14 protein-coding genes are annotated in these 13,267 nt (G+C 65.7%); 7 read left to right on the top strand and 7 right to left on the bottom strand.

The genetic code is table 11. The features are described 5' to 3' along the window. Positions 1–142 precede the first annotated feature (142 nt). Positions 143–310, bottom strand: a complete 168-nt coding sequence (locus U1737_RS18565; protein WP_332797796.1) for a hypothetical protein — start codon at positions 308–310, stop codon at positions 143–145. Further along, the gene (gene dxs / locus U1737_RS18560; protein ID WP_248521609.1) at positions 307–2,235 is read right to left on the bottom strand and encodes a 1-deoxy-D-xylulose-5-phosphate synthase; all 1,929 of its coding nucleotides are present in this window, start codon (positions 2,233–2,235) and stop codon (positions 307–309) included. The genes U1737_RS18565 and dxs overlap by 4 nt, the downstream gene beginning before the upstream one ends. Before the next feature lie 92 nt (positions 2,236–2,327). On the opposite strand from dxs, the gene U1737_RS18555 reads away from it, so the two are divergent. Further along, on the top strand, positions 2,328–2,861 hold the full coding sequence (locus U1737_RS18555) for a GNAT family N-acetyltransferase (RefSeq protein ID WP_248521611.1): 534 nt from the start codon (positions 2,328–2,330) through the stop codon (positions 2,859–2,861). A 147-nt stretch (positions 2,862–3,008) separates the two neighbouring features. Here the strand turns inward: U1737_RS18555 and U1737_RS18550 are convergent, their stop codons facing one another. After that, complete coding sequence (locus U1737_RS18550; RefSeq protein WP_332797795.1) at positions 3,009–3,476, bottom strand: Fur family transcriptional regulator; 468 nt, start codon at positions 3,474–3,476, stop codon at positions 3,009–3,011. A gap of 41 nt (positions 3,477–3,517) precedes the next feature. Next, positions 3,518–3,901 (bottom strand): MerC domain-containing protein, encoded by a 384-nt coding sequence (locus tag U1737_RS18545; protein ID WP_248521615.1) that lies wholly within the window; start codon positions 3,899–3,901, stop codon positions 3,518–3,520. 286 nt (positions 3,902–4,187) lie between these two features. Between U1737_RS18545 and U1737_RS18540 the strand changes: the two genes are divergently transcribed. From U1737_RS18540 to rpsI, 3 genes are all read left to right on the top strand, one after another. After that, on the top strand, positions 4,188–5,255 hold the full coding sequence (locus tag U1737_RS18540; protein WP_332797794.1) for a COX15/CtaA family protein: 1,068 nt from the start codon (positions 4,188–4,190) through the stop codon (positions 5,253–5,255). A 124-nt stretch (positions 5,256–5,379) separates the two neighbouring features. Beyond that, positions 5,380–5,859, top strand: coding sequence for a 50S ribosomal protein L13 (gene rplM / locus U1737_RS18535; RefSeq protein ID WP_060524218.1), 480 nt, complete (start codon positions 5,380–5,382; stop codon positions 5,857–5,859). Beyond that, positions 5,859–6,416: a 30S ribosomal protein S9 gene (gene rpsI, locus U1737_RS18530; protein WP_332797793.1), complete on the top strand. Its 558-nt coding sequence runs from the start codon at positions 5,859–5,861 to the stop codon at positions 6,414–6,416. Before rplM ends, rpsI begins: the two co-directional genes overlap by 1 nt. Before the next feature lie 272 nt (positions 6,417–6,688). On the opposite strand, the gene U1737_RS18525 is transcribed toward rpsI, so the two are convergent. Then, positions 6,689–7,672, bottom strand: coding sequence for a polysaccharide deacetylase family protein (locus tag U1737_RS18525; protein ID WP_248521619.1), 984 nt, complete (start codon positions 7,670–7,672; stop codon positions 6,689–6,691). Next, positions 7,669–9,579, bottom strand: coding sequence for a histidine kinase dimerization/phospho-acceptor domain-containing protein (locus U1737_RS18520; RefSeq protein ID WP_332797792.1), 1,911 nt, complete (start codon positions 9,577–9,579; stop codon positions 7,669–7,671). The genes U1737_RS18525 and U1737_RS18520 overlap by 4 nt, the downstream gene beginning before the upstream one ends. Positions 9,580–9,776: 197 nt before the next feature. Between U1737_RS18520 and U1737_RS18515 the strand changes: the two genes are divergently transcribed. After that, positions 9,777–10,244, top strand: coding sequence for an Lrp/AsnC family transcriptional regulator (locus tag U1737_RS18515; protein ID WP_128453226.1), 468 nt, complete (start codon positions 9,777–9,779; stop codon positions 10,242–10,244). 110 nt (positions 10,245–10,354) lie between these two features. Here the strand turns inward: U1737_RS18515 and U1737_RS18510 are convergent, their stop codons facing one another. Beyond that, positions 10,355–11,650, bottom strand: coding sequence for a hypothetical protein (locus U1737_RS18510; RefSeq protein WP_332797791.1), 1,296 nt, complete (start codon positions 11,648–11,650; stop codon positions 10,355–10,357). 164 nt (positions 11,651–11,814) lie between these two features. Here U1737_RS18510 and yaaA point away from each other — a divergent pair, with 164 nt between their 5' ends. Both yaaA and U1737_RS18500 read left to right on the top strand, forming a co-directional pair. Continuing rightward, positions 11,815–12,564, top strand: a complete 750-nt coding sequence (yaaA, locus tag U1737_RS18505; RefSeq protein ID WP_332797790.1) for a peroxide stress protein YaaA — start codon at positions 11,815–11,817, stop codon at positions 12,562–12,564. Beyond that, positions 12,561–13,247 carry an SDR family NAD(P)-dependent oxidoreductase gene (locus tag U1737_RS18500; protein ID WP_332797789.1) on the top strand — a complete coding sequence of 229 codons (687 nt, stop codon included), beginning with the start codon at positions 12,561–12,563 and terminating at the stop codon, positions 13,245–13,247. Before yaaA ends, U1737_RS18500 begins: the two co-directional genes overlap by 4 nt. The last annotated feature ends 20 nt before the right edge of the window (positions 13,248–13,267 follow it).

Raw genomic sequence — 13,267 nt, 5'->3', positions numbered from 1 at the left:
CTTTAACTGAAGCTGCACCACCCCGGCGAAGGCCGGGGCCCAATTGGTGAGGTCGCAGTAACCACGGACTGCGCTTCGTTACCAACGTTCCCCAATTGGGCCCCGGCCTTCGCCGGGGTGGTGCTCAGTTACGAAAATCCGGTTACGAAATCCGGGAGCCGTCCTCATCGAACAGCTCGGGATTAGCCGCCTGCTCGGCTTTCGCCGCCGCCAGGCCACCCCGCATGCGTCGCCACATCGCGATATTCAGCGACACCATCACGATCACCGCGAGCGCGATGATTGCGATGGCCTTGGTCGGGCCGGTCATGCCCGCGCTTCGGCAACCCCGCCCGAATTGTGACGAAGCGCCTTGAGCACCGTGTCGACCAGCGCAGTGGCGTCTAGGCCCGCTTCGGCATACTGGACCTCGGGCTTGTCCTGATCCTGGTACACGTCCGGCAGGCGCAGCGTGCGCAGCTTGAGCCCGCCGTCGATCAGCCCCTCGTCCGACGCCATCGTCAGCACGTGCGCGCCGAAGCCGCCGACCGAGTTTTCCTCGATCGTTACCGCGACCTCGTGCGTGGTCAGCAGCTTGCGGATCAGGTCGACGTCGAGCGGCTTGGCGAAGCGCAGATCGGCGACCGTGGTGCTCAAGCCCTTGGCTTCGAGGACCTCGGCGGCCTTGAGCGCCTCCTCGAGACGCGTGCCGAGCGACAGGATCGCCACGGTCTTGCCCTTGCCCTCGCGAACGATGCGCCCTTTGCCGATTTCGAGCAGTTCGGGAACCGCGGGCAGCGCGACGCCGGTGCCGTTGCCGCGCGGATAGCGGACCGCGATCGGGCCGGTGTCGTACTGCGCCGCGGTGTGCGTCATGTGCACGAGCTCGGCCTCGTCCGCCGCCGCCATCACGACAAAGTTCGGCAGGGTCGCGAGATAGGTGACATCGAACGACCCGGCATGCGTTGCGCCGTCCGCCCCGACGAGACCCGCGCGGTCGATCGCGAAACGGACCGGCAGGTTCTGGATCGCCACGTCGTGCACGACCTGATCATAGGCGCGCTGCAGGAACGTCGAGTAGATAGCGCAGAACGGGCGCATGCCTTGTGCGGCGAGGCCGGCGGCAAAGGTGACGCCATGCTGCTCGGCGATACCCACGTCGAAGAACCGGTCGGGATACGCCTTGGCGAATGCGTCGAGCCCGGTGCCCGAGGGCATCGCCGCGGTGATCGCGCAGATCCGCGGGTCCTTGGCGGCCTCGGCGACGAGCTGCGCGCCGAACACGTTCTGGTATTGCGGCGGCCCCGGCGGTGCCTTGGTCTGCACGCCGGAGATCACGTCGAACTTCTGCACGCCGTGATATTTGTCCGCGGCAGCCTCGGCGGGCGCATAGCCCTTGCCCTTCTTGGTGACGACATGGACGAGGATCGGGCCCTCCTCCGCATCGCGCACATTTTCGAGGACCGGAATCAGGTGCTCCAGGTTATGGCCGTCGATCGGGCCGACATAATAAAAGCCGAGTTCCTCGAACAGCGTGCCGCCCATCGTCATGCCGCGCGCGAACTCGTCGGTCTTCCGTGCCGCGTTCTGGAACGGGCGCGGCAAGCGGCGGGCGAACTTCTTGGCGAATTCGCGGAAGCCCAGAAACTCGCGGCTCGACACGATCCGCGAGAGATACGCCGACAGCCCGCCGACCGGCGGGGCGATCGACATGTCGTTGTCGTTGAGGATCACGACCAGGCGGTTGCCGGCCTGCTCGGCGTTGTTCATCGCCTCATACGCCATGCCCGCGGACATCGCGCCGTCGCCGATTACGGCGATGCCCTTGCCGGGCGTGCCCGCGATCTTGTTGGCGACCGCAAAGCCCAGCGCGGCCGAGATCGAGGTCGACGAATGCGCCGCGCCGAACGGGTCGTATTCGCTTTCGCTACGCTTGGTGAAGCCGCTGAGCCCGCCGCCCTGACGGAGCGTACGGATCCGATCCCGGCGGCCGGTGAGAATCTTGTGCGGATAGCATTGGTGGCCGACGTCCCACACGAGCCGGTCGCGCGGCGTGTCGAAGACATAGTGGATCGCGGTGGTCAGCTCGACCACGCCCAGCCCCGAGCCGAGATGGCCGCCGGTGGTGCCGACCGCCGAAATCGTCTCGGTACGCAGCTCGTCGGCGAGTTGGCGGAGTTGCTCCGGCTTCAGCTTGCGGAGGTCGTCGGGCGTCGAAACGGTGTCGAGCAGCGGGGTCGCGGGAAGATCGGCCATCGCACCGGCTTAATGCAGCGCGCGGATCGTGTCGATTGTTACCGTCGCATGGCGGTAGTATTCATACGGAAATTGCTCTGGATCTGCTTTTGATGGACTTCACGCACCGCGCCGCAACCGGGACCGACATTCCCGCGATCACAGCCCTCATGGCTCGGGCGATCGGGGAGTTGCAGGCGGAGTTCCTGACGCCGGCGCAGATCGTCGCAAGCCGCGCGGTGATGGGGCTGGACACGCAGTTGATCGCGGACGGCACGTATATGCTGGTGACAAGCGTGGACGGCCGGCTCGCCGGATGCGGCGGCTGGAGCCGGCGCGCGACGCTGTACGGCGGCGATCACAGCACGGCGTTGCGCGATTCGGCGATGCTCGATCCCGCGCGCGATGCGGCGCGGATCAGAGCGATGTATACCGATCCGGATTTCACGCGCCGCGGTGTCGGTCGCCTGGTACTGTCGGTCTGCGAGGCGGCAGCGCGGAATGCGGGGTTCGCACGAGCGGAAATGATGGCGACGTTGGCCGGGGAACCGCTGTACCGAGCCTGCGGGTACCTACCGATCGAGCGAATCGAGACGCCGGGAGAGGTACCGGTACCGATGATGCGGATGGGGAAGTATCTGGCCTAAGTCCGATCCTCCCCCGCCAAGGGGGGGGGGTGGCGCCATAGGCGACGGAGGGGGAGGACTCGGAACAGATTTTGCCCTTCCCTCCCCCTCCATCTGGCAAGAGCCAGCCACCTCCCCCTGGCGGGGTAGGATCGAGTGGTGCCGAGGCTACTTCGCCTCGCACTCCGCGCAACGGCCACGGACCTCGATAACCGGGCGTACCGGCGAGAAGCCCGCTGCCTCCGCCGCGTTACGAACACCTTTAGTAATCGTATCGTTATCGAGATGCGTCGTCTGGCCGCACGAGTCGCAGACCAGGAAGATGCAGTCGTGGAGGCAATCCGGATGCGCGTTGGCGACATAGGCGTTGGCACTCTCGACTCGCCGCGCGAGGTTCGCGCCGACGAACAGGTCGAGGATGCGGTACACGCTGTTGGCGGCGATCCGACGACCCTCGGCCTTCGAAACCGCCTCGGCGATGTCGTAGGCGGAGGCCGGCTTGTCGAACGCGGCCAGCGCCGCGAACACGCTCGCACGCATCGTCGTCCACTGCTCGCCGGCCTTTTCGAGTGTCGTCTGCGCCGCGACGGTCAGATCGGCGCCCTGCGGTTCGGTGTGGATGTGAACATGCGCCATGGCGAATGAAGTAGGATGCCGGAGGGCTTCCAGCAACCCGCTCAGCTATCCGCTCTGCGGTTGAGATCATGCCCAAACGCAAGCAAGCCGACCCCGACGATCGTCCACAAGGTCTCGCCACCGCCGCTGTCGTGCGGCAACGTCATCGCGCCTGCCATGATGCCGAGCCCCAGCGCACCCATCGCGGCGGGCATCATATAGCCGTGATTGAGCACTCCGCGGCCGAGCGCCAGCGCACCGAGGCCGATCGCGATCGTCAGGCCGACCTCGTGGAAGATCGGATCGAGCAGGAACCCGCTCGCGGTCGACATCAGCGCAACCAGCACCGACGTCGCCAGGCAATGCACCATGCACAGGCCGGATAGCCCGATCGCATAGCGATCGAGACCGGCGAAGCGGTGGGTATGCGTGGCCGAGGGCGTCATCGTCCTCCGGATATAGACGGGCGATTGAAAGGATACAACATTACATTGCCGATTTTCTCGTGGAATTTTATCGGTTTTGGTCGATCATTCTCCGCCTTGCTGCCGTCATCCTGACGAAAGTCAGGCCCCCAGAGCCTCAAGCGGCAGCGTTTGGTACCCTGGGTCCTGACTTTCGTCAGGATGACGGAGAAGTAGTCAAGACGCCGTGCCCCGCCTGCGACAACATGAAGCAATGCCTCATCACGAAGCGATGGCGCCAAGCAGCGCAAAGCACTATCTTCTCACCATGCTTCAACCCAGTGCCGCCTTTCTCACCAAAGCCCGTCCTCGTGCGGTCGCCCTGTGGCTGTATACGGTGGCGGCGCTGATCGTCGCGATGGTGGTCATCGGCGGCATCACCCGGCTGACCGAGTCGGGGCTGTCGATCACGCAGTGGAAGCCGATCAGCGGGATCATCCCACCGCTGAACGACGCGCAGTGGCAGGCCGAGTTCGCCGCCTACAAGCGTATCCCCGAATATGCGGCGTTCAACGCGGACATGACGCTGGGCGGGTTCAAGGCGATCTTCTTCTGGGAATATCTCCACCGGCTCTGGGGCCGACTGATCGGGCTCGCCTTTGCGGTGCCGCTGATCTGGTTCGCGGTGCGCAAGCGGATCCCGGTCGGCTATGGCTGGCGCTTGTCGGCGTTGCTCGCGCTAGGGGCGTTCCAGGGTGCGATCGGCTGGTGGATGGTCGCATCGGGCTTGTCGGTCCGCACCGATGTCAGCCACATCCGCCTCGCCGTCCATCTATTGACGGCACTGACGATCCTGGCCGGGATCGTCTGGACCGCGCTCGACCTGATGGCACTGCACCGTAATCCGCTGTCCGCCCCCGCCAGCCTGAAGCCGGTCGCGATCCTCGCGCTGGCGCTGCTGTTCGTACAGCTTGTCTATGGCGCGTTCACGGCCGGGCTCGACGCCGGCTATGCGTTCGCCAGCTGGCCGCTGATGGGCGACGGGCTGTTCCCGGCCGACGTGCCGATGGTGAACCCCGCCTGGAGCAACGCGGTCGACAACCCGATCGTCGTGCAGTTCATCCACCGCTGGTTCGCCTTCGCCGCCGCCGCCGGGCTGATCTGGCTGGCGATCAAGGCGACCAAAACCGGCAGCAGCGCGGGGTTCTATGTGGTCGGCCTCGTCACGCTGCAGATCATGCTCGGGATCGCGACACTGATGACCGGCGTGCAGATCGACGTCGCGGTCGCCCACCAGGGCAATTCCGCGTTGCTGCTGATCGCCGCAATGTTTGCCGCCCACGCGATCGGCAGCGCACCCCGCCTGAATCAACCGGGCCTCAAGCAGCGGGTATAATAATACCCGTCAGGAAACCGGCGGAAAGCTTGACTTGAAGCCCACCTTTCAGCATTAGGCCGGCATTCGCGCTGCGGGGCCTCCCCTTGGTGCGCTTGCATTCAATCTGGAAGGTCTAACGCCCATGAAGGCGCTCATGAAGACCACCAAGTCGGCGAAGCCGGCTGAGGTGGAGAAGCAGTGGCATATCGTCGACGCGGAAGGTCTCGTCGTCGGTCGTGCCGCATCGATCATCGCCAACGTCCTGCGCGGCAAGCACAAGGTGTCGTTCACCCCGCATGTCGATTGCGGTGACAACGTCGTCGTGATCAACGCCGACAAGATCCGCTTCACCGGCAACAAGGCCGCGAAGAAGATCTATTACAAGCACACCGGGTACGCCGGCGGCATCAAGGGCATCACTGCCGCCAAGGTCCTCGACGGCCGCTTCCCGGAGCGCGTTCTCGAAAAGGCTGTCGAGCGCATGATCCCGCGCGGCCCGCTGGGTCGTGAGCAGATGCGCAACCTGCGCATCTTCAAGGGCACCGAGCATCCGCACGAGGCACAGAACCCTGCCGTGCTCGACATCGGCAGCATGAACCGCAAGAACAAGGTGGGCGCATAATGTCCGACAACCGCCAGTCGCTCGCCGATCTTGCGAGCCTGACCAACCAGCCCGCGCCGGCTGCCCCCGCCGAGCAGGCTCTGCCGACCAGCGAAGGCGATCTCGCCGCACCGGTCTCCAACGAGCCCGTCCGCGAGCCGATGCCGCTGCGCGAGCAGATCCTCGACAAGCAGGGCCGCGCCTATGCGACCGGCCGTCGTAAGGACGCCGTCGCTCGCGTCTGGGTCAAGCCCGGCACCGGCAAGATCACGATCAACGGTCGTGACCAGGAAGTGTATTTCGCACGTCCGACGCTGCGCCTCGTCATCAACCAGGTGTTCGGCATCACCGAGCGCGAAGGTCAGTATGACGTCGTCTGCACCGTCAAGGGCGGTGGTCTTTCGGGCCAGGCCGGCGCGGTCAAGCACGGCATCAGCCAGGCCCTGACCCGCTTCGAGCCGGTGCTGCGCACCTCGGTGAAGGCAGCAGGCTTCCTGACCCGCGACAGCCGCGTCGTCGAGCGCAAGAAGTACGGCAAGGCGAAGGCCCGTCGTAGCTTCCAGTTCTCGAAGCGCTAATCTCGCTTTCAGTATTGCGTATCAGAAGGGCGGTCCGGCAACGGGCCGCCCTTTCTCGTTTTGGGCATTGGTGCAGGACGACATCGTTCACCCGCGCACAGGAGCCCAAGATAGAAAGCGGCGTCTGCGGCGATCCTCCCCCGCTAGGGGGAGGTGGCTGGCTCTTGCCAGACGGAGGGGGAGGCAAGGGAGAACTGCTGTTCCGTGTCCTCCCCCTCCGACGCTTCGCGCCGCCTCCCCCTTGCGATCGAGGATCGTTCCGACATGCCAGCTCATCCCAGCGCGGCGATAATCTCGCCGAGCGACGCATTGCGGATACCGCGACGCTCGAACTCGTCGAGCATCGTCGTCCACCATGCATGAAAGCGCTTCAGGTCGGCGGCATCGCGCACATAGGGGGTGTTACCCGGCGCCAGCGACGGCGAGTGGAACGACAAATTGAGCAGCCGCAACCCCTCGCCCGCCGCAACCGCAACCGCCTCCAGCGCAGCCTCTATCGGCATGTCCTCGGGCGTCAACGCTATCCGCGACAACAGGCGCGCGCGGGCGAACACGCCCCTGCCCTTCGGCACATGTCCGAGCACGCGGTACAGCCTGCCGCCGCCCCATCGCGCGCGACCGGTGAAAACGGTGGTCAGCGGCAGTTCGACGATGCCGCGCTCGCGATACGCACCCGCATCAGCCATCGAGAAGTCCGGGCCGCCGTCGCCGCCATAATCGTAACCGGGACGAACCGAACTATCGATCCGGTAGCCGAGCGCCGCCAGCAGGTCGAAGCTATGCGGCCCGATGCCGTAACGACCGGCGCGATACGCACGAGGGGCCGTGCCGAATGCGGTCGTGATCGCCGACGTGAGCGTTTCGAGCTTGGCCGCCTCCAACGCCCGCGGCAGATTGCCCGCATAGCTCGCCGCCGATGTCGCCGCCCCCTCGAACGGCGGATTGACCCAGGCGTGCAACTGCGTGCCGATCTCCGACCGCCCATCCTCGACGACGTGAGACAGGATCGCGACCGAAGCGGGATCGGTGGCGATCGGGTGGTCGACCATGCAGTTGAGCGCGACGCCGCGCTCGGCGAATCGGCGGCGCGCGTCGGGGAATGCCGCCATCGCGGTCGTCGCGCGGTTGCGGCGATCGAGCGGCGCGCGCCAATCGAACTCCTCTTCGACGTCCACAAAGACGGTGAAGCGGGTGCCGAAATTCTCAGGCCAGACTATCCGCTGCGCATCGGGCGGCCGCGGCGGGCGGTAGCTCACCGCTGATCGTCGGCGATGCGCTCCGCTTCCGCGACATCGACGACGGGGCGCTCCGCGTCCACGACATCTGCGGCCGGGAGTTGCAGCGTCAGGCGTTCCGCACCGATCGTGAGGACGCCGCCGAGTTCGACCGCGAGATTCTGCGCAAGACGCAGCGCGAAGCCGGTGCCGAGAAGCGGTGCGCCGTCAGCCTCCTGCTCGGCATCGATGCTGAGCAGCACATCGGTCGCATGCGCGGCGAGCGCGGCGGGGCGGTCGAACTCCGTCATGATCGTCTCGGCGACGGGCCGCACGACGATCCCGAGCCGTTCGCCCTGCCGCCCGGCCGATACCAGTGCGGCAAGCAGGCGGCCCACCAGCCGTTCGACCGCGCGATCGTCGCCGCGGATAGCGCAGTCGCCTGCTGGCATCGCCACGCACAGGCTCGCCCCGCGCAAGATGGCGAGCGGCTGCAAATCCTTCGTGACGCGGTCGAGCAACGCACGAACCGGCACGGTCGTCGGTCGCAGGTCGAGTGCATGGCCTTCGATCCGCGCGGCGGTATCGAGGTCGTCGATCGCGGCGAGCAGATCGCCCGCCTGCGTGCGGATCGCCGAGGCACGGTCGCGATAGGTCGGCGAGACCGGCCCCAGCAACTGCGTCTCGATCAGCTCGGCGAACCCGGCGATCGCGTTGGTCGGCGTGCGCAGTTCATGGACGAGCTGGCGGAGTGAATCGGCGACCGGCGACGACTGGAGCACCGGCGCACGCGCCAGGTGCGCGGTCTCGTCGCGACGCGGCCGGCGCGCGGTGCCGCGGAAACCGATGAAGCGACCCGACGCATGCTCGAACGCGGGCACGCCCGACAGCCGCCACGATCCGAACGCGTCGGACAGTCCGCCGACTTCGAGCCGCGCATCGTTGAACCGCGAGCGGCGGCGGAATGCGCCGGCGGCGACGCCATCGAGATGCGCCTCGCCCTGCTGCGCGGCATAGGCAAGCGACACGCCGACCAGCGCAGAGCGGGCGACGCCGTCGACCATGCGGATGATGCCTTGGGCATCGGTTTCGAAGCGGAAGCTCTCGATTTCAGCCGCCGGCGGCGTCGGCGTGGCGGCGTCGGCGGTGCGATCGCGGTTGAACGCTTCGATCCGCGCGACGAGGTCGGAAATCTCGAACCGGTCTGCAGATGTCGGTCCGCTCGGCTCGACGACGGGAGGCTCGCTCTCGGCCAGCTTGGCATGGCGAAACGCCTCGGCAACGAACGGCAGGCCGCGCGCGACCGCGCCGAGGGCCATGAACGGGGTCTCGCTAAGGGGGGCTGTGTAGAGCGGCGGTTCGGGAACTGCGGCGGGGGACACGTCGACCGGGGTCGTGTGCAGCACCTCGGCAACCGACTCTTGAGAAACCCGCGGCTGAACGACGGACGGCTCTTCGGCCAGCACCCGCTCCGCAGCGATCGGTTCGGCAACGACGGACTCAGCCTCGATCGGGACGTCGGGGTGCGGCAATACGAAGTCGACCGCACCGAAGCTCTGCAAGCCACGCTGCACCGACGCCGGCAGGTCGCGGCGATGGCGTAGCACCGAGCGGCTAGCCGGCGTCAGGCGCGGCAGGATCGCCAGCCAATCGTCGGACTCGAGCGTCGCGGTCCGCAGCACCGGCGCGGCGATCGCCAACGCATCTTCGGCGAAGAACCCGACCAGCTTGGCATCGGGCCGGGCGAAGGCGAGCGCGCGGGCGCTGGCCGCGCGGACCTCGACCGGCACCGCCGCCCGCAACACCCGCAACCGGTCGATAGCCGGTTCGTCGACCGTCGTCCGACCGCGACCCATCAGATCCACCAATTGCCGCCACGCGGATTGCGCGCCGAAATCGGTGGCCATGTCGGCAGCGAGGATCGTCTTCAGGCTATCGTCGAACCGCACATCGCTCCCCGGTTGCCATGGGCCTACCATGCTCTCCGTACCGATTCCTTAACGCCGCCGACCTGGTGACGGAACAGCGCATTTCGGCAGGACGGAAGGTTCGTCGCATAGTGGGACAATTGCGTTTCGCCGCAACAATCTTATCGCTATGAGGAATGAATCGCTCGGTTTGCGATGCCTATCGGGAGTTGCGTGAAATGAGTTTTGACCGGATCGATCGTCAGATCCTGTCGCTGTTGCAGGCCGACGGTCGGATGACCAATGTCGACCTGGCCGACCAGGTGGGCCTTACCGCGCCGCCTTGCCTGCGCCGCGTCCGCGCGCTCGAGGAGGCAGGCGCGATCCGCGGCTATCATGCCGATCTCGATGCGGGCCGGCTGGGCTTCCCGATCACGGTGTTTGCGATGGTGTCGCTGCGCAGCCAGGCCGAGCACGACCTGGCGGCATTCGAACATCATATCGCGGATATTCCGGAAATCCGGGAATGCCACATGCTCAACGGCGAGATCGACTTCATCCTGAAGATCGTCGCAGCGGATCTGAAGAGTTTCCAGGAGATCCTGACGACGCACCTGACGCCGGCACCCAACGTTGCGAGCGTGAAGACGTCGCTGACGATCCGGACCGCGAAGGCATTGTCGGGAATACCGGTGGTGGTGGACTAGGGGATACTTCGATCCTCCCCTGCAAGGGGAGGATAATAGGGAAAGCCCCGAAACGAAAACGGGGCGGCATCGCTGCCGCCCCGTGTCCTCAAAGCCGGGAGCCCGGTCGCTTACGCGACCGGTGCGCCGAGCCACGTGTTCCACAGGCCGGCGATATCCGACTTGGGTGCGCCCTTGACCGCAGCGAACGCGGTTGCGGCGCCGGCCTTGTCACCCGAGCGGGCGAGCGCAATGCCGAGATGCAGATTGACCTCATCGGCGTCGACGCCGCCCTTGGTCAGTGCCAGACGATATAGCTCGATCGACTTGGCGTAGTTGTTCTGACCCAGATAAGCATCCGCGGTACCGGCAGCGAGCTTCCCGTTGGGCGCCGTCGCGGCGCGCTTTTCAAGACCGGACAACGGACCGTCCGCGGCGATGTTCTTGGTGGCATCCGCCATCAAGCCCTTTGCCATGGTGTTAGACGCAGGGATCTTGCCCGAGGCCATACCTTCCTTGAGCACGGCCTGCGCCTCGCTCGGGAGACCGCGACGGTTCACGCTGTCTGCATATTGCAGATAGTCGGTCTGGTCGGCGAGCGAGTTCGTCGCGCGCATCAGGCGGAAGATGTCGACCTTCTGCGGCTCGTCGAGCGTGATCAGCGCATCCTTCTGGATACCGGAAAGGATCAGCACGTCGCGCCAGTTCTTGGCGGTCGGGTATGCCGTGATCCACTTCTTCAGCCACGCCATCGTTTCGGGCTTGCGCTTGGCCGCATACGATTTGGCGACGGCATAACGATAATATTCTTCCGGCGCCTTTTGACCCGATGCACTCATCTGGGTGATGGAGGCATCCAGATCGGCAGTAGCACCAGCGACATCGCCGCTATCCATCTTCGCCTTGATGATCTGCAACGGCAGGTTCGGATCGTTGTAACCCAGTTCCTTGGCCTTGGAGAAATACTGCAGCGCGATCGGGTACTGCTTGCCGTTGAACGCGAGCGCACCGCGACGATAGGCATAACGACCACGATCAGCGGCCGGCGTCGCCGGGTTGGCGATCAGCGCATCGAGCGGGGTTGCCAGGGTCGTCTCGTTGATCGGTGCGTTCGGGTTCGCGGTCTGCGCAGCGACCAGCTTCTCCGACTCAAGCTGATATCGCAGCGCTGCGCCGATATACTTCTCATAGTCGGTCTTGGCCGCCGCATCGACCTGATCGATCGCGGTCTGTGCCGTCGGGTAATCCTTCGCAGCCAAAGCGGTCTGAGCAGCGAGGCCCGGCTTCTGGACTTCGGGGCTCAACTTGACGGCCGCGTCGGCCGCATCGGCCTTCTTGTCCTTGGCGAACGCAGGCGCAGACAGCGCAAGGCCGCTCGTGCCGGTGGCGAACGCCGCAACCAGTGCAAGCTTAGAAATGGTCTTCATGCGGAAACTCTCCCTCTGCGTCGGCCCACCTCGGTTTGGCGGCGCGCGACGACGCTATATGGTCCGCCATGCATACGTTCAAGCGAGCGGCTTGGATCCCGCTGATGTGCGATTGCGCGTGAACGGCGATTGAACGCGCCTCGTGCCATAGCTAAATCGCGACGATGATCGCTGTCCTATCGCCCGCCAAGACGCTCGATTACGAGAGCGCACTACCCAAGCTCGAGCCCACCACGCCACGGTTTGCTGACGAGGCGAAAACGCTCGCGCATGCCGCTGCACACCTGACGCAGAAGAAGCTGTCGGAACTGATGCACATCTCGCCCGCGCTCGCCAAGCTGAACGCCGACCGGTATCGCGATTTCGACACGCTACCCGAGCGGCCGGCGATGTTCGCGTTTGCCGGTGACGTCTATACCGGGCTGGAGGCCAAGACGCTCGACGAGGCGGCGGTGGATCACGCGCAGGATCACGTGCGAATGCTGTCGGGGCTGTACGGCCTGCTACGCCCGCTCGACCTGATGCGGCCCTATCGGCTGGAGATGGGCACGCGATGGGCGCCGCGGAAGACGAAACTGACCGACTGGTGGGGGGACAGGATCGCCAAGCTGCTCGCGGACGATGTCGACGCGGAGGGATCGGGGACGATCGTGAACCTCGCGAGCCAGGAATATTGGGCGGCGGCGGACGGCAAGCTGCCCTCCTCCATACGCGTCGTCGCGATCGACTTCCGCGAGGGCGAGGCGCAGAAGTTCGTCAGCTTCCACGCGAAGAAGGCGCGCGGCATGGTCGCGCGGTGGCTGGTCGAGCACCGCGTCGACGACATCGACGGCATCAAGGGGTTCGACAGCGACGGGTATGCCTATGACGCGGCGGGCAGCAGCGACGCGCAGTTCCGGTTCGTGCGCAAGTGAGCAGCGCGGTCGTCATCGGCGCCTCGGGCGGCATCGGCAAGGCGCTGGAAGAGGCGCTGATCGAAGAGGGTGCGTTCGACAAGGTCTACGGGTTCTCGCGGTCGGACTCTGGCGACCGACATCTGGATTTGGAGGACGAGGCGAGCATTGCCGCGGCGGCTTTGCGCGTCGGGTCGCCGACGCTGGTGATCGTCGCGACCGGGTTGTTGCACGACGGCGGCAAGGGGCCGGAAAAGGCGATGCGCGAACTCGATCCGGTATGGATGGCACGCAACTTCGCGATCAACGCGATCGGGCCGGCGCTGGTGGCAAAGCATTTCCTGCCGGTGACTTCAAAGGCGGGGCGGATCGTGTTCGCGGTGTTGTCGGCGCGGGTCGGCAGCATCGGCGATAACAAGCTGGGCGGCTGGTACGGCTATCGCGCGTCGAAGGCAGCGTTGAACCAGCTGGTGAAGACGATCTCGATCGAGGACAAGCGACGCAACTCCAGCGGGATCGTCGTCGGGCTTCATCCGGGCACAGTCGATACCGGGCTGTCGAAGCCTTTCCAGGGCAACGTGACGCCCGGCAACCTGTTCAAGGCGGACCGTGCGGCGGTGCAGTTGCTCGACGTGATCGACGGCCTGCGCGCCCCGGACAGCGGGAAACTGTTCGCGTGGGACGGCGTCGAGGTAACGCCGTAGCGCGGACAATATCGCTTCCG

Source organism: Sphingomonas fucosidasi, assembly GCF_036663855.1.
Lineage (GTDB): Bacteria > Pseudomonadota > Alphaproteobacteria > Sphingomonadales > Sphingomonadaceae > Sphingomonas > Sphingomonas faeni_B.
Note: the sequence above shows the minus strand (reverse complement) of the source record. Positions and strands in the feature narration are given on the sequence as shown.

Bases quoted from the DNA above. Each gene is read 5' to 3' on its own strand.
- U1737_RS18565 (WP_332797796.1), bottom strand. From the start codon at position 310: ATGACCGGCCCGACCAAGGCCATCGCAATCATCGCGCTCGCGGTGATC.
- dxs (WP_248521609.1), bottom strand. From the start codon at position 2,235: ATGGCCGATCTTCCCGCGACCCCGCTGCTCGACACCGTTTCGACGCCC.
- U1737_RS18555 (WP_248521611.1), top strand. From the start codon at position 2,328: ATGGACTTCACGCACCGCGCCGCAACCGGGACCGACATTCCCGCGATC.
- U1737_RS18550 (WP_332797795.1), bottom strand. From the start codon at position 3,476: ATGGCGCATGTTCACATCCACACCGAACCGCAGGGCGCCGATCTGACC.
- U1737_RS18545 (WP_248521615.1), bottom strand. From the start codon at position 3,901: ATGACGCCCTCGGCCACGCATACCCACCGCTTCGCCGGTCTCGATCGC.
- U1737_RS18540 (WP_332797794.1), top strand. From the start codon at position 4,188: ATGCTTCAACCCAGTGCCGCCTTTCTCACCAAAGCCCGTCCTCGTGCG.
- rplM (WP_060524218.1), top strand. From the start codon at position 5,380: ATGAAGGCGCTCATGAAGACCACCAAGTCGGCGAAGCCGGCTGAGGTG.
- rpsI (WP_332797793.1), top strand. From the start codon at position 5,859: ATGTCCGACAACCGCCAGTCGCTCGCCGATCTTGCGAGCCTGACCAAC.
- U1737_RS18515 (WP_128453226.1), top strand. From the start codon at position 9,777: ATGAGTTTTGACCGGATCGATCGTCAGATCCTGTCGCTGTTGCAGGCC.
- U1737_RS18510 (WP_332797791.1), bottom strand. From the start codon at position 11,650: ATGAAGACCATTTCTAAGCTTGCACTGGTTGCGGCGTTCGCCACCGGC.
- yaaA (WP_332797790.1), top strand. From the start codon at position 11,815: ATGATCGCTGTCCTATCGCCCGCCAAGACGCTCGATTACGAGAGCGCA.